Origin of the sequence: Dactylosporangium sp. NPDC049525 (assembly GCF_040676755.1) — a bacterium.
Classification (GTDB): domain Bacteria; phylum Actinomycetota; class Actinomycetes; order Mycobacteriales; family Micromonosporaceae; genus Dactylosporangium.
The window spans coordinates 32,123-52,013 of the sequence record NZ_JBFAPO010000031.1 but is presented as its reverse complement, the minus strand read 5'-3'; the positions used below and the strand labels follow the sequence as shown (position 1 = coordinate 52,013).

The following is a 19,891-nucleotide window of genomic DNA, read 5'->3' as shown; positions in this document are numbered from 1 at the left end:
GTTCTGCAATCCTACCGGCGCGCGCAGGGTCCCTGCTCACACCGCACAGGAGGGACCGGTCACGTGAACACGCTGGTCATGTGGGATGACGCGTTGCTGCGGTACGACATGGGCGAGCACCCCCTCGACCCGGTGCGGGTGGAGCTGACCATGGCCCTCGCCCGTGACCTGGGCGTCCTCGGTCGCGAGGGGGTCACGCTGCGGGTCCCGGAGCAGGCCGGCGACGACATGCTGGCCACCGTGCACGACCCGGCCTACATCGCCGTGGTCAGGGCCGCGTCGACCGGCCGGCGGCTCAGCATCATGGGCCTCGGCACGAGCGACAACCCCACGTTCCCCGGCATGCACGACGCCAGCGCCTTAATCGCGGGTGCGACCCGCGCCGCGGCCGAGGCGGTCTGGCTCGGCGAGGCCGACCGAGCGGTCAGCATCGCCGGTGGACTGCACCATGCGATGCCCGCCCGGGCCGCCGGCTTCTGCGTCTACAACGACCCCGCCGTCGCGATCGCCCGGGTGCTGGAGCTGGGCGCCGAACGGGTCGCGTACGTCGACATCGACGTCCACCACGGCGACGGCGTCCAGGAGATCTTCTACGACGACCCGCGGGTGCTCACCGTCAGCCTGCACGAGTCGCCGCGGTCGCTGTTCCCCGGCACCGGCTTCCCCTCCGAGACCGGCGGGCCCGGCGCGGAGGGCTCCGCGGTCAACGTCGCGCTCCCGCCCGGCACCGACGACGCCGGCTGGCTGCGGGCGTTCCACGCCGTGGTGCCCGGGGTGCTGCGCGCGTTCCGGCCGCAGCTGCTGTTCACGCAGTGCGGCGCCGACACGTACCGGCACGACCCCCTCGCCAACCTGCAGCTGACGGTCGACGGGCAGCGGGCCGCGTACCTCGCCCTGCGCGACCTCGCGACCGAGGTGGCGGGCGGCAAGTGGGTCGCCAGCGGCGGCGGTGGATACGCGCTCGTCGAGTGCGTGCCGCGGGCGTGGACCCACCTGCTGGCCGTGGTGACCGGCGAGGCCCTCGACCCCGCGACGCCGACGCCCGAGTCGTGGCAACGGTTCGCGAAGACCCGGCGGCCCGGCCATCCTGTGCCGACATCGATGACCGACGGCGGGTCGGGGGAGTGGACGCCGTGGGTGCCGGGCCAGACCCCGGACGCCGTCGACCGGGCGGTCATGGCGACCCGCACGGCGAGCTTCCCGTTCTTCGGCCTGGATCCCCACGACCCGCGGGACTAGTGCCCTACTGCCGCCTCCTCGAGGCGGGTCAGGCGCTGTTTGATCCGGTCGAGCTCGGCCAGCATCGCCGTCGCCGCCGCCTTCGAGGTGCCGAACGACGTGTCCGGCGACGGCGCGCCCCGCAGGGTCGACAGCTCGTCGTGCAACGCGGTCAGCGCCTGCGCGACCACGTCCAGGAACGCGTCGACCTCGTCCTCGTCATAGCCACGCTTGCCGAACGCCGCCTTGGTGAACCGGACGGCTTGCACGTCGGCCGGGGTGAGCATCATCCCGACACGATAACCAACGCGCCGGTGGGACGATGAAGACGTGACCGAAACACCGGACCGGGCCGCGGACGTCCTGCTCTCCGACGGCACGACCGTCCACTTGCGACCGATCCGGCCCGACGACGCCGACCGGATCGTCGCGCTGCACTCGCGCTTCTCGGAGCGGACGCGCTATCTGCGGTACTTCTCCGCGTACCCCCGGATCCCGCAACGCGATCTGGACCGGTTCGTCAACGTCGACCACCGCGACCGGGAGGCGTTCGTCATCGAGCACGCGGGCGAACTCATCGCCGTCGGCCGCTACGAGCGCCTCGGCGCCGGCTCGCACCAGGCGGAGGTCGCGTTCGTCGTCGAGGACGCGCACCAGGGCCGCGGCATCGGCTCGGTCCTCATCGAGCACCTCGTCGCGGCCGCGTCGCAGGAGGGCATCACCGAGTTCGAGGCCGACGTCCTGCCGGTGAACCAGGCGATGCTGCGCGTCTTCATGGCCGCCGGGTTTCAGGTCGAGCGGAAGTTCGCCGACGGCGTGGTGCACCTGTGGTTCCCGATCGCCGCGACGCCGGACTCGATGCGGGTCCAGTGGTCCCGCGAACAGCAGGCCGAGGCCCGCTCGATCGGCCGGCTGCTCAACCCGCGGGGCGTCGCCGTCTACGGTGCCCGCGCCGACGGCACCGGCATCGGCGCCGCCATCCTCGCGCACCTCAAGGCGGCCGGGCCCGCCGGCCCGCTCATCCCCGTGCACCCGTCCGCCCCCGTCGTCGGCGGACTGCCCGCGGTGGCCGCACTGGCAGGCACCACGCACCCTGTTGATCTGGCGGTCGTCGCGGTACCGGCGGAAGCGGTGCCGTCCGTCGTCGAGGACTGCGCCGCCGCCGGCGTGCACGGGCTGGTCGTGGTCTCCGCCGGGTTCGCCGAGTCCGGGGCGGCCGGCGCCGAGGCGCAGGCGACGCTGCTACGCGCGGTCCGCAGCCACGGCATGCGCCTGGTCGGACCCAACTGCCTCGGCATCGCCAACACCGACCCCGGCGTGCAGCTCAACGCGACGCTCGCGCCGCTGCTGCCCCGCCGCGGACGCGTCGGCTTTTTCAGCCAGTCCGCCGCGCTCGGCACCGCCCTGCTCGCCGAGGCCGACCGGCGGGGGCTGGGGCTGTCGACGTTCGTCTCCGCCGGCAACCGCGCCGACGTGTCCGGCAACGACGCCCTGCAGTACTGGCGCGAGGACCCGCAGACCGACGCGGTGCTGCTGTACCTGGAGACGTTCGGCAACCCGCGCAAGTTCGCCCGCATCGCCCGCGAGCTGGCCCGGCGCAAACCGGTCGCCGCGGTCGCCAGCCCGGTGCGGCCGCCCGCCCTCGACGCCGTCACCACCGGCCCCGACGCCCGCGGCGTCGCCGCCCTGTTCGCCAGCTCCGGCGTGATCCGCGTCGACACCGTCGCCGAGCTCTTCGACGTCGGCCTGCTCATCGCGGGGCAGCCGCTGCCGACCGGGGACCGGATCGCGGTCGTCACCAACGCCGCCGCCCTCGGCGTCCTCACCGTCGCCAAGGCACCGGCCGCCGGGCTGCGGGTCGCCTCCGTCCGCGACCTCGGCCCGGAGGTCAGCGACGCCGACTTCGTCGACGCCGTGGGGGAGGCGCTCGCCGACGACACCGTGGACGCGGTCGTCGCCGCGTACGCCCCCGCGCTCTCGGTCCCGGGCGAGCTCGGCGTCGCGGAGCTGCTGCGCACCACGACCGTCGAGTCGGTGCGCCCCCTCGCGGTCGTCCTGCCGGCGGACCCGTCGTTCACGTTCGCCCCGGCGTACCTGTCGAGCGACCCGACGGCGCTGCCGACGTACCCGGCGATCGAGGAGGCGGTGCGCGCCCTTGGCCGGGTCGCCCGCTACGCCGCCTGGCGCCGCGAACCGGTCGGCACCGTCCCCGAGCTCCCGGACCTCAAGATCCCGCCGTCCGCGGACCTCGAGGAGCTCCTCGCCGCCTACGGCATCCCGGTCGTCCCGTCCCGGCGCGCCACAGGCCCCGACGTCGCGACGGTCGCCGAAGCCCTCGGCCTGCCCGTCGCGCTGAAGGTCGCCACCAAACCGTGGCGGCACCGCCTCGACCTCGGCGCGGTCCGGCTCAACCTCACCACGCGCGACCTGGTCGACGACGCGTACCAGGAGCTGGAACGCCTCTTCGGCCTCGGCGTGGAGGTCCTCGTCCAGCCGATGGTGGCACCTGGCGTCGCGTGCGTGGTGGAGGTCGTCGACGACCCCGCGTTCGGCCCGGTCGTCGGCTTCGGCCTGGGCGGCGAGGCCGCGGACCTCCTCGGCGACCGCGCCTGGCGCCCCGTTCCGCTCACCGACCGCGACGCGGCCGCCCTGGTCCGCGCCCCGCGCGCGGCGCCGCTGCTGACCGGCTACCGCGGCTCCGCCCCCGTCGACCTGGACGCCCTCGCCGACCTGCTGCTGCGCATCGGCCGCCTCGTCGACGACCAGCCGACCCTGTCGTCGCTGTCCCTGAACCCGATCCTGGCCCGCCCCGAGGGCCTGGCCGTCCTGCACGCCACCGCCGACTTCACCACCCCACTACCCCGCCCCGACAGCGGCCCCAGACGCCTCTTCTGAAACAACGCATTGCGGAGATCGGCGTGCGCCCCACCCGCGCCACCTACCCTGCGGAGACACCTGCGGAGACACCTGCGGAGACATTGGTCAATGCCCCACTATGCCCCCTTTATGCCATCGACAGTGTGCGATCCACCCGCAAGATGATCTTTGGATCGCGGGTAGATCGCACACCGTCTATCTGGAAAAGGGGCATTTCGGGGCATTGACCAACGTCTCCGCCCGGCGGGCGCCCGAAGCTAGGAACGGCCCGGAGTGATCACAGCCCTTGATCGACAGGGACGCCGGGCTGTCGCCGCAGCCAAGAGTTCCTGTCGATCAAGGCGCATTCGATGAACGGCGGCCGGCCACGGGATGGGCGCGTATGCGCAATCCCAGTCACGCGGCACGCGGACTGTGCGCCCTGGCGGCGCATTGGGGGTCCGGGGTGAGAATCCCCCGGCGGGACCCGCCGCGCAGCGGTGGGGCAGCGAGCTTCGGCGAAGCCGATGGCGGGTAAGAGTTTCAGCTGGCGTAGGCCTCGAGACGCTTGGCGCGGGAGGGGTGGCGGAGCTTCAGCAGGGTGACCTTCTCGATCTGGCGGATGCGCTCGCGGGACAGGCCGAACTCGCGGCCGACCTCGTCGAGGGTGCGCTGCCGGCCGTCGTCGAGGCCGAAGCGGAGCCGGATCACGGCCTGCTCGCGCTGGGAGAGCGTGGAGAGGACGATCTCGACCTCGGACTTCAGCATGCCCTGCGACACGCTGTCGCCCGGCTCCTCGCGGGGGTCGATGCGGGCGACGAAGTCGCCGAGGGCGCTCTCGCCGTCCTCGCCGACGGCCTGGTCGAGGCTGACCGGCTCGCGGTCGTAGGAGATCAGCTCGATGACCTGGTATTCCTCGATGCCCAGGGCGGCGGCGACCTCGGCCACGACCGGCTCGCGGCCGAGGGTGGCGGACAGGTCGCGGCGGACCCGGACCATGCGGTTGACCTGCTCGACCATGTGCACCGGGATGCGGATGGTGCGGGCCTGGTCGGCCATGGCGCGGGTGATGGCCTGCCGGATCCACCAGGTGGCGTAGGTGGAGAACTTGTAGCCCTTGGTGTAGTCGAACTTCTCGACGGCGCGGATGAGGCCGAGGTTGCCCTCCTGGATGAGGTCCAGGAACGCCATGCCGCGTCCGGTGTACCGCTTCGCGATGCTGACCACCAGGCGCAGGTTGGCCTCCAACAGGTGCGCCTTGGCGGCGCGGCCCTCGCGGACGACGACCTCGTAGGTGTTCATCCAGGCGGGGTGGACATTGCCCGTGCTGAGCTTCTCCTCCGCGTAGAGCCCGGCCTCGATCCGCTTGGAGAGGTCGACCTCCTGCTCGGCGGTGAGCAGTTTGGTGCGTCCGATGGTGTTGAGGTAAGCGCGAACGAGGTCCGCTGAGACGCCCGTGTTGTCGATCTGCGGCTCGTGCTGCTCGTCGGTGTCGACGTCGACTGCGTTGAACTCCGTGGTGTCACTCAGCGGCTGGGCCACTTCGCTCGCCTCCCGTGTGCCTTGACAAGTGGCGCGATCATTCCTACGGGAAGAAGCTTCGCTGAGCGGGCGTGAAGTGGCGGTGAGGCGGCCGAGCCGTGGCACGAATCCGTGAGTCTCAGATTTCGAGCATCACCGTGTGGGGTCCGACGTTCACGCTTTCGACCAGCATGTGAGTCCGGAAGCGCCCGGTTTCGACCACAGCGCCCCGGTCTCGCAGATGCTGGCAGAACGCCTCGATGAGCGGCTCGGCGGCCTCGGGACGGGCCGCCGCGATCCAGGTGGGGCGCCGGCCCTTGCGCGCGTCGCCGTACAGCGTGAACTGCGAGACCACGAGCAGCGGCGCGCCCACGTCGGCGGCGGACTTCTCGTCGGGAAGGATGCGCAGCTCGTGCACCTTGCGGGCCAGGGTCTGGGCGGTCGCGAGCACGTCGGTGTGCGTGACGCCGACCAGGACGAGCAGGCCACCCTCGATGGACCCGACCACGGCGTCGTCGACGGTGACCGACGCGCGGCTCACCGTCTGCACCAGCGCCCGCATCAGGCGGGCCGCAGGATGCCGCGCTCGACCAGGTGAGCGACGAGGGGGACGGCAACGTCGGAGAGCACCTCAGCCGGTACACCGTGCGCCGCCGCCAACACGTCCACCTGGTCGCGCAGCGTCACGGACCCGTCGCAGGCACCGACGAGCGTCAGGGCGACCGGGTCGACCTCCTCGTTCCACCGCAGGCCGTCGGGCAGGCTCAGGACCTGCTGCCCCACCTCCCAGCCGTCGGGGCCGCGGGTCGCCTCCTGCCGCAGCGTGAGCCCGGGCGCGGCGACGAACCGGGTGCCGAGCAGGTCGCCGGAGCGCAGGAAGTCCTGCCGGGCGAACCAGTCGCCGATCAGCGGGCCGAACGAGCCGTCGACGGTCTGCCGCAGGTCCTCGATGCGCACCGTCGGGTCGTCGTGACCGCCGGCCCGCAGGGTGATCAGCCCGAAGCCGACCGCGTCGACCTTCTGCGCGTCGAACCAGTCGAGCCAGGCCGCCGCGATCGCCGGCTGCCGCAGGGGGTCCTCGGAGGCGTCGGTGAGCCAGAGGTTGACGTACGCGACCGGGTCGGAGACCTCACGCTGGATCACCCACGCGTCCAGGCCGGTGCCGGCCAGCCAGTCCGCGACCCGGTCCTCCCACTGCTCGCCGGTGACGTGCAGCCAGTTGGCCAGGAACTGCATGTGCCCGCCGTCGGTGAGCAGCCCGGGCGCGGCCGCGACGAGCTCGGCGCAGACCGCGTCGCCGGGGCGGCCGGAGTCGCGGTACGTGTGCTCGGTCGTGCCCGGCCCGGCGACGAACGGCGGGTTGCTCACCACCAGGTCGAAGCGGCGACCGGCGACCGGCGCGGTCAGGTCCCCGTGCAGCAGCTCCCAGTCCAGGCCGTTGAGCGCCGCGGTCGTCGCGGCGAAGCGCAGCGCCCGGGGCAGCAGGTCGGTCGCCGTGACCTTCGCCGCGTGGGTCGACAGGTGCAGCGACTGCACGCCGCAGCCGGTGCCGAGGTCCAGGGCGGTCGCGACCGGGTGCCGCAGCGTGGCGCCGGCGAGGGTGGTGGAGGCGCCGCCGATGCCGAGCACGTGGTCGCCGGGCAGCGGCCGGCCGGGACGCATGCCGGCAGACAGGTCGGCCACGACCCACCAGTCGCCGTAGGGCTCCAGCTCGACCGCGGCGCGAACACCGTCCTGCGATGCTTCCAGCAGCGGCAGCGCGGCCTCGAGAGAGAGCGGCGACAGCGCGTCGGCGACGGCGGAGAGGGGCTCGGTCTGGCCGCACACGAACAGGCGCACGAGCGTCGCGAGCCGGCCCGGCTGCTCCTCGGTGCGCTTGAGCGCGGCGCGGAAGTCGTTGCGGGCGAGGGCGGCCGTCGCGGGCTCACCCAGCAGGTCCTTGATGCCCTGGGAGGTGTACCGGGCGGAGGTCAGGGCCGCACGGAGGCGGGCGAGACCGTCGGCGTCGAGCAGTGCATCCACCCTGACATCCTGCTACGTCAACGTTGGTCGATCCCTAAACAGGCCACGACGCGGGTCGCGTCGGCGGTGAGGAAGAGCTGGAAGTGCGTCGGCGGGTCCTCGACCTTCGCCTCGCCGATGCGCAGCGGCCGGCCACCCGCGATCTGCAGGCGGGCGATCGCGTCGTCGCCGCCGAGCATCGGGGTGCCGACCTTCGCCATGTGCTGCGCCCGCCGCGAGTAGCTGCGCGCCAGCTGGTCGGCCGGCACGGTGTCGTCCCACACGACGTAGTCCGCGCCGGCCCTGATCGCGTCCTTGCAGGCCACGAACGCTTCCCCCGGCACCTCATCGAGGAGCCGGAGCAGTACTTCACGCTCCATGACCTATGTGACCATAAAACGGGACTTTTGGTTAGTCCCTCGTCATCAACTTCAGCAGTTCTTGAGCTGCTTGGCGATCTCCGCGGGGACCTTGACCTTGCCCGTGCAGACGCCGTCGGTGCCGCCGGAAATCGCGAACCACTGCTTCTTGGCGACGTCGAACCGGAACAGCACCGTCGCCTGGTCGTTGGCCTCCGGCTGGGTGCGCGCGGTCGCCCAGGTCTCCACGCAGCTGATGTCGGTGAGGCCCTTGCCGATGTCGACGGCGTTGGAGACGTCGACGTTCGCCACGAACGCCTTCTCCAGCGTCGCCGCGTCCACCGGGCATCCCGCCTGGGGGCTCGCGCCCGGCTTCGTCGGCGCCGGCCCGCTCTGCGGCAGCAGGGACTGTTCCGTGGTGGGTGCCGCGACGGCGCCGTTGTCCTTCGGCGCGTCATCAGAGCATCCGGTCAGTGCGAGGGCCGCGGTAACGGCGACGCACACAGCAAGTCGCTTCATCACACGCGGAATCTTGGGCCCCAGCCCGGCCGGAGACAACCCTCTATCTGTCGAGGAACAGCCCTAGGGCCTCGACGACGAGCGCATGGTCGTCGGCCTGCGGCAGCCCGGACACGGTGACGACCCCGACCACGCCGACGTCCACGACCCGGATCGGGAACGCGCCGCCGTGCGTGGCGAAGTCGGCCGGGTCCACCCCGTATGCCGCGTCCATCGTCTGCCCCTTGGCCGCCATCCGCCGGCCGATCAGGAACGACGAGGCGTTGAGCCGCTCCACGACCCGGATCTTGCGCTCGATCCACCGGTCGTTGTCGGGTGCGGTGCCCGGCAGCGCGGCGTGGAACAGCTGGTGGCCGTGGCGGCGGATGTCGATCGTGATCGGCAGCCCGCGCTCCTTGCCCAGCCGCACCAGCAGCGACCCCAGCGTCCAGGCGTCGTCGTTGTCGAACCGGGTGAACCGCAGCCGCTGCTCCTGCGCCTCCAGCTCGGCGATCAGGTCGTCCACGCGAGTGCTCCTTGGTTCGTCGTTGCCGCCAGGGTACGGGGGGCGCCCCAAGTCGGGCGCAAGCGCCTCCCAAGTCGCCTGCGCACGATGAGGAGCATGAGGACTTCGACGTGCAGCCTGTACATCGCCGCCGACCCGTCCAGGGTGTGGCGGGCGATCACCGATCCCGCGTTCACGCGGCGCTTCTACCTCGGCCTCGCGGTCGACTCGCAGTGGACCCCGGGCGCGCCCATCGTCTACCGCGCCGCGGCCGGCCCTGTCCCCGACGTCCTGCACGGCGACATCGTGCACGTCGAGGAGGAGCGGCTGCTGGTGCACAACCTGTACACCGGGATCGGCGCCGAACAGGAGGTGCACTGCTGGCTGACCTGGCTGATCACCCCGGTCGAGCCGGGCGTGTGCCGGGTCGCGCTCACGTGCGACGACGTGGAGCGCGACCCGGACGAGGAGCGGGACGAGGCGTGGTCGCGGGTCCTCAGCGGCCTCAAGTCGGTCCTTGAGGCCGAACGGTTCACGCCAGGTTCGTGAACGTCGCGGTGACCTGCCCGGCCGCGTCGAGCGCCTCGAGGCGGCCGTGGGCGAGGCTGGCGCTGCGGAACGAGAACGTGCGCACCCCCGGCTCCGCCTCCAGCAGCGGGATGCCGCGCGCCGCGCCGCCGGGCGCCGAGGTGTACCGCAGCCGCGCCACCTCGGCCCCGACGACGCCGTTGACGCGGACCTTCGTCTTCTCCCGCCGGATCATGAAGGTGACCGGCTGGCCCGCCACCGGCGTGCCGGTGAAGTAGAAGTAGCGGGGGTTGGTGAGGTCGTCGGCGGAGTACGCCTTGAACGTCGGGTCGGCGCCGGCCGGCAGCGGGGTGAGCGCGAGGACGGCGAGCCCCGCCGCGACGGCCACCGCGACCCGCCGGGTAGCGCGGAACCGCGCGGTGCGCATCCGCACGGCCGCGGCGCCGCCGACCCCGGCGACGCAGACCGCGACCAGCCCCAGCGACCGGGCGTTCTCGAGCAGGAACTGCCAGCCGGGGTACAGCGCGACCCCGCGCAGCACCACACCCAGCGACAGCGTCATCACGACCAGCAGCGTCCACCCCGCGACCCGCCGCCACGCGCCGTCGGCGGCGACCAGCAGCATCGCCGCGAGCACCGTCCACACCTGGTGATGCGTCCACGACACCGGCGACGCCGCCACCGTGGCGCAGCCGACGAGCACCGCGGCCCGCACCGGCTCACCGTGCAGGTGCAGGTGCCGGGCCCGCAGCAGCGCGGCGCCGCAGATCGCCGCGATCAGCACCGCCCAGACCACCGGCAGCGTCCCGGGGGAGAGGCCGATCCGCAGCAGCATGCCGTGCACGGACTGGTTGCCCAGCGAGGCGAGGTCGCCGATGCGCGAGGTCTGGAAGATGGTGCCGCCCCAGTACCGCACGCTGGCGCCCGGCATGAGCGCCGCCGCGATCGCCGCGCAGGCGACGAACGCCGCCCCGGCCCGCGCCGCGTCCTTGTACCGCCGGGCGAAGAGGAAGTACACGACGAACAGCAGCGGCGTGAGCTTGATCGCCGCGGCGACGCCGACGAGGATGCCCCGGTAGCGCGCCGGCACCACCTGTCCCGCGTCGATGAGCGCGAGCAGCACGATGAAGATGCTCACCTGCCCGAAGCGCAGGTTGCTCTGCACCGGCGCCGACACCAGCAGCGCCATCGCGACCCCGGCGACCAGCAGCCCGCGGCCGACTCTGGCAGGCGCCTCGGTCGCTTCGGTCGCTTCGGTCGCGTTTGCGGCCCGCCGGGTCACGGTGCGCGCGATGGCGATCACCGCGGCGCAGGTCATCGCCAGCCACAGCAGGCCGAGGGTCGCCTCGGGCAGCAGGCTCAGCGGCCGGAAGAGCACCATCGCGAACGGGGGATACGTGAACGGCCCGCCGTTCTCGGCGACGTAGTCGTAGAGCGGCCCGTCGAACTTCGCCGCCCCGTAGTAGATGTGCAGGTCCGACAGCCGCTGCGCGTCAGGCCGACGCAGCACCAGCGCCGCGGACACCGCGGCGATCCCCCCGAACGCGGCCCACGCCGCCATCACCTTGCGCTCGAACATCAGCCCAGGCTATGGCTCTCGCTCAACCCGGAAACCCCGTCTTCGTGCCGTCCAGCCCATCTGCCGCCGGACCGTTGCGTGTGCTGCGTCACTGCTGGCAAACCGGCTCGCGGCCAGGTTTCCGCAGTTCGCATCACGTGCGGCGGGGGGCCGCCGGCCTTCCGGGAGGCGCCACTCACCGGCCCGGCACCCGTCCACTTTCCGACGCCTGGCTATCCGATCCGGGTTTCGGTCGTGAACTGCGCGACCCATTGCTACGCATCCGGTTCGGACTGGTCAACTTTGGCCGGTGAGGTCGTGCAGGCGGCGGTGGAGCAGGGACCGCTCCGGATCGGTGCCGGCCAGGGCGATCGCCTCCCGGTAGGCGGCCGCGGCCTCCTCGGTGCGGCCCAGGCGGGCGAGCAGGTCCGCCCGGGCGGCCGGCAGCGGGTGGTAGCCGTGCAGCCGCGGCTCGTCGGACAGTTCGTCGAGCAGCGCCAGGCCCGCCGCGGGGCCGTCGCGCATGGCCACCGCGGCGGCGCGGTTCAGGGCGACGACCGGTGACGGGGTGAGGGCCAGCAGGACGTCGTACAGGGCGACCACCTGCGGCCAGTCGGTCGTCGCGACGTCGGCGGCCTCGTCGTGCAGGGCGGCGATCGCGGCCTGCACGGCGAACGGGCCGGGGTCCCCGCCGGTCAGCGCGGCCACGACGAGCCCGAGCCCCTCCTCGATCATCGGCCGGTCCCACCGGGCGCGGTCCTGCTCGTCGAGCAACAGCAGCCGGCCACCGAAAAAGCGGGCGTCGCGGCGGGCATGGGTCAGCAGCATCAGCGCGAGCAGGCCGGTGACCTCCCGCTCCGCGGGCAGCAGCCGGCGCAGGATCCGGGTCAGGCGGATCGCCTCGGCGGCCAGATCGTCGCGGTGCGCCGCGTACCCCTCCGTGAAGATCGAGTTGAGCACCTGCAGCACACCCGGGAGGCGGGCCGGCAACTCGTCGGGGCCGGGCACCCGGAACGGGATCCGGGCCTCACGGATCTTCTGCTTGGCGCGGACGATCCGTTTCGCCATGGTCGCCGCCGGGACCAGGAACGCCCGCGCGACCTCGGGGGTGCTGAGCCCGGCGAGGCAGCGCAGCGTCAGCGCGCCCCGGTCCTCGGCCGCGAGCGCCGGGTGGGCGCAGGTGAAGAACAGCTGCAGCCGCTCGTCCGGCAGTTCGCCCGCCACCGCCACCGGCCCGGCCTGGTGCAGGCGGTCGGCGTCGACCTGGAGGATGGCGAGCTTCGCCGCGTACGCCTGGTCCCGGCGCAGCCGGTCGACCGCCTTGCGGCGGGCGGTGGTCATCAGCCAGGCGCCCGGGTTGGGCGGCACCCCGTCGGCGGGCCAGCGCACCAGTGCCGCCTCGACCGCCTCCGACGCGACCTCCTCGGCCAGGTCCAGGTCGCCGAAGCGGCGCACGAGCGCGGCCAGGAGGCGGCCGTGCTCCTCCCGGAACACGGCCTCGATCTCCTGCATGACCGGCCGTCAGCCGAAGTCGGCGACCGGCCGGACCACGACCGAGCCGCCGCCGCGGGCGCCGGGGCACCGGGCGGCCCAGTCCAGCGCGACGTCGAGGTCCGGCACGTCGATGACGTAGTAGCCGCCGAGGACCTCCCGCGTCTCGGCGAACGGACCGTCGGTCACGGTCCGCTCACCCGACGCGGCGACCCGCACGGTCGTGGCGGTCACCAGGTCCGCGAGGGAGTGCCCGGTGACGAAGATCCCGGCCGCCTGGACCTCCTTGTCGTAGGCCTGCCAGTCCTCGAACGAGTCCGGGCACGCCTCGGTGTCGTCCGCGGCGCTGTTGATGAGCAGCATGTACTTCATGGTCTGGGCTCCTTTCATTGCCTGGTGCCATCACTACGAACGACCGGGGCCGGGATGGACGCGGTGGCGTCAGGAATTTTCCGGCGGGCCGGTCGTGGCGCGGATGACCAGGTGCGTCGGGAGCGTCACGTGGAGCTCGTCGGGCGCGACGCCACCGAGCAGCTCGAGGGCCAGGTACGCGAAGACTACGCCGCACGCAGCCGGTTACATCGCGCGTGACGGAGGGCACCTGGGAGAAGGTCGAGCAGTGGGGCGAGATCACCGGTATCACCAGCCGCTGGACGACGATCACCTACGGCACGATCGGCGCCCAGCTCGTCGACGACACCTCCCTCGACCCTGCCACCCCGACGCGCTGCCCGGACAGGCGAGGCGCACGCGAGCGCGCCGCGAGCTGGGGCAAGATGTGGGCATGCCGTTCTCGTTGCCGATCCCCGTCGAGGCGAATGCGCTGCTGGACCGGGACCCCTTGGCGTTGCTCATCGGGATGACGCTCGACCAGCAGATCCCGCTGGAGAAGGCGTTCACCTCGCCGTGGGTGCTCGGGCAGCGGCTCGGGCATGAGCCGACCGCGCAGGAGCTGGCCGAGTTCGACCCCGAGGCGCTGGTGGAGATCTTCGCGACGCCGCCGGCGTTGCACCGGTTTCCGAAGGCGATGGCGGCGCGGGTGCAGGAGGTCTGCCGGGTGCTCGTGGACCGGTACGACGGCGACACCGCCGCCATGTGGACCGGTGCGGCGTCGGGGGCGGAGCTGCTGCTCCGGGTGCAGGCGCTGCCCGGGTTCGGCAAGCAGAAGGCGCAGATCTTCGTGGCGCTGCTCGGCAAGCAGTACGGGGTCCAGCCGGACGGCTGGCGGGAGGCGGCCGGCGGGTACGGCGAGGTCGGCTCGCGCCGCTCCGTGGCCGACATCGTCGACGGGGACTCGTTGACGCAGGTCCGCGAGTACAAGAAGCAGATGAAGGCGGCGGCCAAGGCGCCACAGGCATAACGGCGTGGAGCGGGCGGACCTCGAACGGCGGCTCGCCGAGCACGTGGACGCGGGTGACACCGTCGCACGGGACGCCGTCGCGCATGCCCTGGCCACGACGTACGGTGCTGCCGCGTTGCCGGCGCTGCTGCGGGCGAGCGTCCACGACCGCAACGACGACGGCGAGTCGCTGCAGCTCGACGTGCTCGAACTCTTCGAGGCATGGCCCGGGGAAGCCCGGGCGGAAGTCCTGGCCTGTGTCTCGTCCGCGGATCCCGGGCTCCGGCGCGTCGGGGTCTGGGGGCTGAGCGTCATCGACCTCGACCGGCGTGGAGAGCATGTCGCGCTGGTCGTCGAGGCCGCGTCCGACCCGGACCCGCGGGTCCGTGGCGAGGCGTTGGGCGGCCTCGGCTCCATCTTCGGCGCGGGCGATCCCCGCGCACTGGCCGCGTTGACGGCCGGGACCCGCGACCCCGATCCCGAGGTCAGGTGTGCCGCCGTGCAGGGCCTGCACTCATGGCCCGGCGAAGCGGTCACCGCGGTGCTGGTGGCCCGCGCCGCCGACGCGGACCGCCGGGTCCGGTTCTGGACCGCGTGGGCGCTGAGCGGGCGACCCGGGGCGGCGGCCACGCTCGAGCGGCTCACGGCGGACGACGACCCGGACGTCCGCGCCGCGGCGGGTGATGTCCTGGCCATCGGTCGGCGCGCGTCAGGTGCGCTGGAGCACCCGTGGTCGTAGGGTGCCTAACGTGCTGAAGGGTTTCAAGGACTTTATTTCGCGCGGCAATGTCATCGAGCTTGCCGTCGCCGTCGTCATCGGTGCCGCCTTCAACGACGTGGTCAAGTCGTTCACGGACGGTTTCCTCCAACCATTGATCAAGCTCACCGGCGGTATCGGCGTCGGTGACAAGAACCAGGGGCTGAAGGTCGGGTCGCAGTTTCTGGCCTGGCCGGCGTTCCTGAACTCGGTCATCGGGTTCATCCTCACCGCCGCGACCGTCTACTTCCTCGTCGTCCTGCCGATGAACAAGCTCGCCGAGCGGCGCAAGCGCGGCATCGAGCCGGAGTCGGCCGCCCCGGCCGACGACATCCGGCTGCTGACGGAGATCCGCGACCTGCTCGCGACCGGCACCGTCAACCGGCCGACCGAGCCGGGCGGCGGGGCACACGCGGCGCCGGTGAAGCCGACCGACTCCTGACCCCGGCCGGGGCGCCGCGCGTGGCAGACTCGGTGGTGATGGGACGCAGGCAGAAAGCGCAGCTGATCACCACCGCCGAGCGCACGCCCGAGCAGGAGCTTCGATCCCGCGAGCGGCGCTATGTGGCGATGATGCTGCTGCGTGGCCTCTGCGTGATCGTGGCGGCGATCCTGGTCACCGCCAAGGTCCCGCTGCTCTGGCTGTGGCTGAGCCTGCTGCTGGCCGGCGCGGTGTTCCTGCCGTGGGCGGCGGTGCTGCTCGCCAACGACAAGGGGCCGCGGCCCGAGCACCGCTTCCGCAACAAGCTGCAGGCACGGCGGCAGCAGCAGTCGCACCCAGACCCGACGCACGCCCTGACCGACCGCGAGCACAACGAACCGAAGATCATCGACGGCTGAGCGTCACGGGCGGCCGCCGACCCGGGCGACCGCGAGTGCGCCGAGGCGGGCGCCGTTGCCGAGGGCGTCCGCCGGCGGTGCGCCGGTCAGCCAGGACGCCAGGAAGCCCGCCGCGAAGGCGTCGCCGGCGCCGGTCGGGTCGATCACGCGGGCGACCTGCACCGAGGGCACGCACACCGGCGGCCCGGACGGCCCGGCCCAGGCCGCCCCGTCGGCGCCTGACTTCACGACCACCGCCAGGGCGCGGTCCAGCAGTGCCGCCGCCAGCTCGGTCGCGGTGCCGCCGGGCCCCGCGAGCACCCTGGCCTCGTCGAGGTTGGCGAACAGCAGGTCCACGGGTGGCACCGACGACCAGAACGCGTTCCCGAGCCGCTGCAGCGGTGCCGCCGACGCCGCGTCGAGGCTGGTCGTGAGGCCCCTGTCGCGGGCGGCGCGCAGCGCGTGGCGGCCGGCGGGCGCGCAGTCGGGGTCGAAGAGGACGTACGCCGACAGGTGCAGGTGCCGCCCTGCGGGCGTCGCGTCCAGGGCGCGGTCCACGTCGGCGGGGGAGAGCAGCCGGTTGGCGCCGCGGTCGGTGAACATGGTCCGCTCGGCGTCGGAGGCGAGCACGACCACGGTGCCGGTCGCCACCCCGGGCACGCGGCGGACCGTCGTGGTGACGCCAGCCGCGGCCAGCTCGGCGAGGCGCGCGGTGCCGGGTTCGTCGTCGCCGGCGACCCCCGCGAACGTCACCGGATGCCCGACCGAGCCCAGCCACGCGGCGGTGTTCGCCGCGGACCCGCCGCCGCCGATGCGGACCGAAGCAAGGGTGTCGGAGCCGATCGCGAGCGGTCCCTCGTGGACCGTCACGATGTCGGTGACCACGTCACCGACGACGATCACCGTCACAGGGCCGCCGCGATGCGCGCCGCCAGGTCGGCGTTTCGCAGGATGATCTTCACGTTGACGTCCAGCGAGCGGCCCTCGGTGGCCTCGTGGAAGTGCGACAGCAGGTAGGGGGTGACGTCCTTGCCGGACACGTGGTCGCGCTCCAGCCCGGCCAGCCCCTCGCCGAGGACCCGGTCGTGCAGGTCAGGGTCGAGCTGCTGGTCGAGCGGCAGCGGGTTCGCGACGATGAGTGCGCCCTGGTGTACGCCCTGAGCGCGGGCCGCACGCACGATCGCCGCGGCGCCGGCCGGATCGTCCACCGACCAGTCGAGGTCGAACCCGGCGTCGGTGAGGTAGAACCCGGGGAAGCGGCGGGTGCCGTAGCCGACGACGCTGACCCCGAGGGTCTCGAGCCGTTCGAGGGTGGCGCCGACGTCGAGGATCGACTTCACCCCGGCGCAGACGACGGTGATCGGCAGCCGCGACAGGGCCGTGAGGTCGGCCGACTCGTCGAACGTGCTGCCCGCGCCGCGGTGCACCCCGCCGAGCCCGCCGGTGGCGAAGACGGCGATGCCGGCCGCGACCGCGATCGCCGAGGTCGCCGCGACGGTGGTCGCGCCGTCGGCGCGGGACGCGGCGGCCGGGGCCAGGTCGCGCACGGAGAGCTTCACCACGTCGTCGCTGCCGGCCAGGTGGTGGATCTCCTCGTCGGACAGGCCGACCACGATCTCGCCGCCGAGCATGCCGATCGTGGCCGGGACGGCGCCCGCCGCGCGGACCGTCGCCTCGATCTCCTTGGCAACGGTCAGGTTCGACGGCCGGGGCAGCCCGTGCGAGATGATGGTGCTCTCCAGCGCGACGACCGGCGCGCCGGAGTCCCGGGCGGCCGCGACCTCGGCACCGAAGCGGATGGCATGGTTGATCACCACGCAACGATAACCCCGGCCGCCGTGCGGCATCCCGGCCGTTGGCCTGGCAGACTGGGACCGTGACAACGACTCCCGAGAACCCCGGTGGCGGCGGCTCGACGCTCACGGACGAGCGCACCGAAGAGCAGACCGACTATCGCTATGACGCCGGCGATGACGAGAAGTTCTCGCACTACGCCCCGAAAGACAAGATCATGCAGGCCATGATCGAGGGCACGCCGGTGCGGGCGATCTGCGGCAAGCTGTGGGTCCCGTCGCGTGACCCGAAGCGGTTCCCGCTGTGCCCGGTCTGCAAGGACCTCTACGAGAACGTCGTGCACAACGACGACAAGCCCTGACGGTCGTCCAGCTGTCGTAGTGACGTTCGGCGCGGATCGGCGCTCCGCCGGCCCGCGCCCGCTAGGCTGAGCAACGCCTTCGCGGTCGAGCCGACCCGGAGGCGTTTCCGTGTGGGTTTCTCAGGGTCCTCAAGGGGGTGCCGCATGCCGCCGCGTCCGGTGGTGCAGGCAGGACAGACGCTCCGGGTGTGGCAGCGCAAGGCACTCATGGAATATCTGCGTGGCAAGCGGGAGGACTTCCTCACCGTCGCCACGCCCGGCGCCGGCAAGACGACGTTCGCGCTGCGGATCGCCATCGAGCTGTTCGCGGACGGCACGATCGACAACCTCACCGTCGTCACCCCGACCGAACACCTGAAGAAGCAGTGGGCCGACGCCGCCGCCCGGGTCGGGATCGACCTGGACCCGGGCTTCCGCAACGCCGACGTGCACGCCGCGTCCGACTTCCACGGCACGGTCGTCACGTATGCGCAGGTCGGCGTGGCTCCCGCGGTACACAAGCGGCGAACGATCACCAGAAAGACCCTGGTCGTTCTCGACGAGATCCACCACGCCGGCGACTCGAAGTCCTGGGGCGACGGCGTCAAGGCGGCATTCGAGCCCGCGGTGCGGCGGCTGATGCTGACCGGCACCCCGTTCCGGTCCGACGACAACCCGATCCCGTTCGTGCAGTACGAGCGGGGCAGCGACGGCATGGCCCGCTCCCGCTCCGACACCACCTACGGCTACGCCGAGGCCCTCGCCGACGGCGTCGTGCGGCCCGTCATCTTCCTCGCGTACTCCGGCGAGACCCGCTGGCGGACGTCGGCCGGCGACGAGCTGGCCGCCCGCCTGGGTGAGCCGATGACCCAGGACCTCATCGCGCAGGCCTGGCGCACCGCCCTCGACCCGACCGGCGACTGGATGGCGCAGGTCCTGCGCGCCGCCGACGCCCGCCTGCAGGTGCTGCGCACCGGCGGCATGCCCGACGCCGGTGGACTCGTCATCGCCAGCGACCAGACGGCGGCCCGTGCGTACGCCAAGGTCCTCGGCGAGATCACCGGCGAGAAGGCCGTCGTCGTCCTGTCCGACGACCAGGGCTCCTCGAGCCGCATCGCCACATTCGCGGCGTCCAACGAGCGCTGGATGGTCGCGGTCCGCATGGTGTCCGAGGGCGTCGACATCCCGCGCCTGGCCGTCGGCGTCTACGCCACCAGCGCCTCCACGCCCCTGTTCTTCGCCCAGGCGATCGGCCGGTTCGTGCGGGCCAGGGGGACCAACGAGACCGCCACCGTCTTCGTGCCCAGCGTGCCGCACCTGCTGGAGCTCGCGGCCGAGATGGAGGCCCAGCGCAACCACGTCCTCGGCGCCCCGAAGACGAAGGAAGGCTTCGAGGACGACCTCCTGGAGCGGGCCCAGCGCGAGGAGAAGGCCGGCGACGACCTGCTCAAACGCTTCGAGGCGCTGTCCGCGACCGCCGAGCTGGACCAGGTCATCTTCGACGGCGCGACGTTCGGCCTGCCGGCGCAGACCGGCACGGCCGAGGAGGAGGAATACCTGGGACTGCCCGGCCTCCTCACCGCCGACCAGGTGTCCGCGCTGCTCACCAAGCGCCAGGCGGAGCAGGTCGCGGCCGAGAAGCGCCGCGCGCCGGCCGCCGCCGCGACCATCGCCCCGGAGCCGCCCAAGACGGCGGGGGAGCGCCGCATCGTCCTGCGGCGGCAGCTGAACACCCTGGTGGCGGCGCATCACCACCGCACGAACCTGCCGCACGGCAAGATCCACGCCGAGCTGCGCCGGTTGTGCGGCGGGCCGCCGAGCGCGCAGGCGACGATCGAGCAGCTCGAGGAGCGGATCGCCACCATCCAGACGATGTGACCTGCCGGTTCGCCTCAGGCGAGCCGGCCGGGGCACCCCGGAAACGGCCGTAGGGCGCCCCGGCCGGGACGCCCTACGAACACGGTATGGGTCAGCTGGTCGTGATCTCGTTGCCTCGCCACGTGAAGTCCGGGGCGACTGCCACCTCCACCGCGATCTTGACCAGGTGGTCGGCGTACTTGTTTGCGTGATGTCCACAGAAGATCAGGTCGCCGCCTTCGGCGAGCCGAACTCGTAGTTTGCCTGCCGCGCTGCAGCGGTCGCACCGTTCCTCGGCGGCTGGGGGCGCTGCCGTCTCCGGCGGCGGCGTGAGGGTCGGGGTCATCGCCTTCCTCCTCTGATCGTCACCGACGAACGCTTCCTTGCGTCGTTCACAGATGGTTCAACACCGTCTTGCCTGACATCGTTCCCACCTGGTGAGGGGGACCG

At 72.5% G+C, this 19,891-nt stretch carries 22 protein-coding genes; 9 read left to right on the top strand and 13 right to left on the bottom strand.

Translation table 11 applies throughout. The features are described from left to right. Window positions 1-78 precede the first annotated feature (78 nt). A complete protein-coding gene (locus AB0K00_RS34770) occupies window positions 79-1,239 on the top strand; it encodes an acetoin utilization protein AcuC (RefSeq protein ID WP_363529546.1) in 1,161 nt (386 codons plus the stop codon). On the opposite strand, the gene AB0K00_RS34765 is transcribed toward AB0K00_RS34770, so the two are convergent. Continuing rightward, the gene (locus tag AB0K00_RS34765) at window positions 1,236-1,508 is read right to left on the bottom strand and encodes a DivIVA domain-containing protein (protein WP_363529356.1); all 273 of its coding nucleotides are present in this window, start codon (window positions 1,506-1,508) and stop codon (window positions 1,236-1,238) included. The two genes, AB0K00_RS34770 and AB0K00_RS34765, sit on opposite strands and share 4 nt — an antisense overlap. 40 nt (window positions 1,509-1,548) lie before the next feature. On the opposite strand from AB0K00_RS34765, the gene AB0K00_RS34760 reads away from it, so the two are divergent. Beyond that, window positions 1,549-4,113 (top strand): GNAT family N-acetyltransferase, encoded by a 2,565-nt coding sequence (locus AB0K00_RS34760; protein ID WP_363529353.1) that lies wholly within the window; start codon window positions 1,549-1,551, stop codon window positions 4,111-4,113. Window positions 4,114-4,617: 504 nt separating this feature from the next. On the opposite strand, the gene sigB is transcribed toward AB0K00_RS34760, so the two are convergent. The 6 genes from sigB to AB0K00_RS34730 form a co-directional block, all read right to left on the bottom strand. After that, entirely contained in the window at window positions 4,618-5,616 is a 999-nt protein-coding gene (gene sigB, locus AB0K00_RS34755) for an RNA polymerase sigma factor SigB (protein ID WP_363529350.1), read from the bottom strand. A 118-nt stretch (window positions 5,617-5,734) separates the two neighbouring features. After that, window positions 5,735-6,157, bottom strand: coding sequence for a D-aminoacyl-tRNA deacylase (gene dtd / locus AB0K00_RS34750; RefSeq protein ID WP_363529347.1), 423 nt, complete (start codon window positions 6,155-6,157; stop codon window positions 5,735-5,737). Beyond that, a complete protein-coding gene (locus AB0K00_RS34745) occupies window positions 6,157-7,617 on the bottom strand; it encodes a methyltransferase (protein WP_363529345.1) in 1,461 nt (486 codons plus the stop codon). Before AB0K00_RS34745 ends, dtd begins: the two co-directional genes overlap by 1 nt. Window positions 7,618-7,634: 17 nt before the next feature. Continuing rightward, window positions 7,635-7,976 carry a hypothetical protein gene (locus AB0K00_RS34740; RefSeq protein ID WP_363529342.1) on the bottom strand — a complete coding sequence of 114 codons (342 nt, stop codon included), beginning with the start codon at window positions 7,974-7,976 and terminating at the stop codon, window positions 7,635-7,637. A 51-nt stretch (window positions 7,977-8,027) separates the two neighbouring features. Then, window positions 8,028-8,474, bottom strand: coding sequence for a hypothetical protein (locus tag AB0K00_RS34735; protein WP_363529340.1), 447 nt, complete (start codon window positions 8,472-8,474; stop codon window positions 8,028-8,030). Between the two features lie 43 nt (window positions 8,475-8,517). Then, window positions 8,518-8,979, bottom strand: coding sequence for a heme-degrading domain-containing protein (locus AB0K00_RS34730; protein WP_363529337.1), 462 nt, complete (start codon window positions 8,977-8,979; stop codon window positions 8,518-8,520). A gap of 96 nt (window positions 8,980-9,075) precedes the next feature. On the opposite strand from AB0K00_RS34730, the gene AB0K00_RS34725 reads away from it, so the two are divergent. Continuing rightward, window positions 9,076-9,507, top strand: coding sequence for an SRPBCC domain-containing protein (locus AB0K00_RS34725; RefSeq protein ID WP_363529334.1), 432 nt, complete (start codon window positions 9,076-9,078; stop codon window positions 9,505-9,507). On the opposite strand, the gene AB0K00_RS34720 is transcribed toward AB0K00_RS34725, so the two are convergent. From AB0K00_RS34720 to AB0K00_RS34710, 3 genes are all read right to left on the bottom strand, one after another. Beyond that, window positions 9,491-11,065 (bottom strand): glycosyltransferase 87 family protein, encoded by a 1,575-nt coding sequence (locus AB0K00_RS34720; RefSeq protein ID WP_363529331.1) that lies wholly within the window; start codon window positions 11,063-11,065, stop codon window positions 9,491-9,493. The genes AB0K00_RS34725 and AB0K00_RS34720 overlap by 17 nt on opposite strands. A gap of 276 nt (window positions 11,066-11,341) precedes the next feature. Further along, window positions 11,342-12,556 carry a DUF6596 domain-containing protein gene (locus tag AB0K00_RS34715; protein ID WP_363529328.1) on the bottom strand — a complete coding sequence of 405 codons (1,215 nt, stop codon included), beginning with the start codon at window positions 12,554-12,556 and terminating at the stop codon, window positions 11,342-11,344. 9 nt (window positions 12,557-12,565) lie between these two features. Beyond that, entirely contained in the window at window positions 12,566-12,907 is a 342-nt protein-coding gene (locus tag AB0K00_RS34710; protein ID WP_363529325.1) for a YciI family protein, read from the bottom strand. Window positions 12,908-13,319: 412 nt separating this feature from the next. Here AB0K00_RS34710 and AB0K00_RS34705 point away from each other — a divergent pair, with 412 nt between their 5' ends. From AB0K00_RS34705 to AB0K00_RS34690, 4 genes are read left to right on the top strand one after another with little or no spacing between them, the layout of a single operon-like run. Continuing rightward, a complete protein-coding gene (locus tag AB0K00_RS34705) occupies window positions 13,320-13,895 on the top strand; it encodes an HhH-GPD-type base excision DNA repair protein (protein ID WP_363529322.1) in 576 nt (191 codons plus the stop codon). A gap of 4 nt (window positions 13,896-13,899) precedes the next feature. Continuing rightward, a complete protein-coding gene (locus tag AB0K00_RS34700) occupies window positions 13,900-14,613 on the top strand; it encodes a HEAT repeat domain-containing protein (RefSeq protein WP_363529319.1) in 714 nt (237 codons plus the stop codon). A 10-nt stretch (window positions 14,614-14,623) separates the two neighbouring features. Beyond that, the gene (mscL, locus tag AB0K00_RS34695) at window positions 14,624-15,073 is read left to right on the top strand and encodes a large conductance mechanosensitive channel protein MscL (protein WP_363529317.1); all 450 of its coding nucleotides are present in this window, start codon (window positions 14,624-14,626) and stop codon (window positions 15,071-15,073) included. 38 nt (window positions 15,074-15,111) lie between these two features. Next, on the top strand, window positions 15,112-15,471 hold the full coding sequence (locus AB0K00_RS34690; protein WP_363529315.1) for a DUF3099 domain-containing protein: 360 nt from the start codon (window positions 15,112-15,114) through the stop codon (window positions 15,469-15,471). Between the two features lie 3 nt (window positions 15,472-15,474). On the opposite strand, the gene AB0K00_RS34685 is transcribed toward AB0K00_RS34690, so the two are convergent. Then, entirely contained in the window at window positions 15,475-16,359 is an 885-nt protein-coding gene (locus tag AB0K00_RS34685) for a sugar kinase (RefSeq protein ID WP_363529312.1), read from the bottom strand. Continuing rightward, entirely contained in the window at window positions 16,356-17,297 is a 942-nt protein-coding gene (locus AB0K00_RS34680) for a pseudouridine-5'-phosphate glycosidase (protein WP_363529310.1), read from the bottom strand. The genes AB0K00_RS34685 and AB0K00_RS34680 overlap by 4 nt, the downstream gene beginning before the upstream one ends. 29 nt (window positions 17,298-17,326) lie before the next feature. Between AB0K00_RS34680 and AB0K00_RS34675 the strand changes: the two genes are divergently transcribed. Further along, a complete protein-coding gene (locus AB0K00_RS34675) occupies window positions 17,327-17,605 on the top strand; it encodes a DUF3039 domain-containing protein (RefSeq protein WP_363529308.1) in 279 nt (92 codons plus the stop codon). A gap of 144 nt (window positions 17,606-17,749) precedes the next feature. Further along, the gene (locus AB0K00_RS34670) at window positions 17,750-19,462 is read left to right on the top strand and encodes a DEAD/DEAH box helicase (RefSeq protein ID WP_363529305.1); all 1,713 of its coding nucleotides are present in this window, start codon (window positions 17,750-17,752) and stop codon (window positions 19,460-19,462) included. A gap of 91 nt (window positions 19,463-19,553) precedes the next feature. Here the strand turns inward: AB0K00_RS34670 and AB0K00_RS34665 are convergent, their stop codons facing one another. Continuing rightward, window positions 19,554-19,787 carry a hypothetical protein gene (locus AB0K00_RS34665; protein WP_354791318.1) on the bottom strand — a complete coding sequence of 78 codons (234 nt, stop codon included), beginning with the start codon at window positions 19,785-19,787 and terminating at the stop codon, window positions 19,554-19,556. Window positions 19,788-19,891 lie beyond the last annotated feature (104 nt).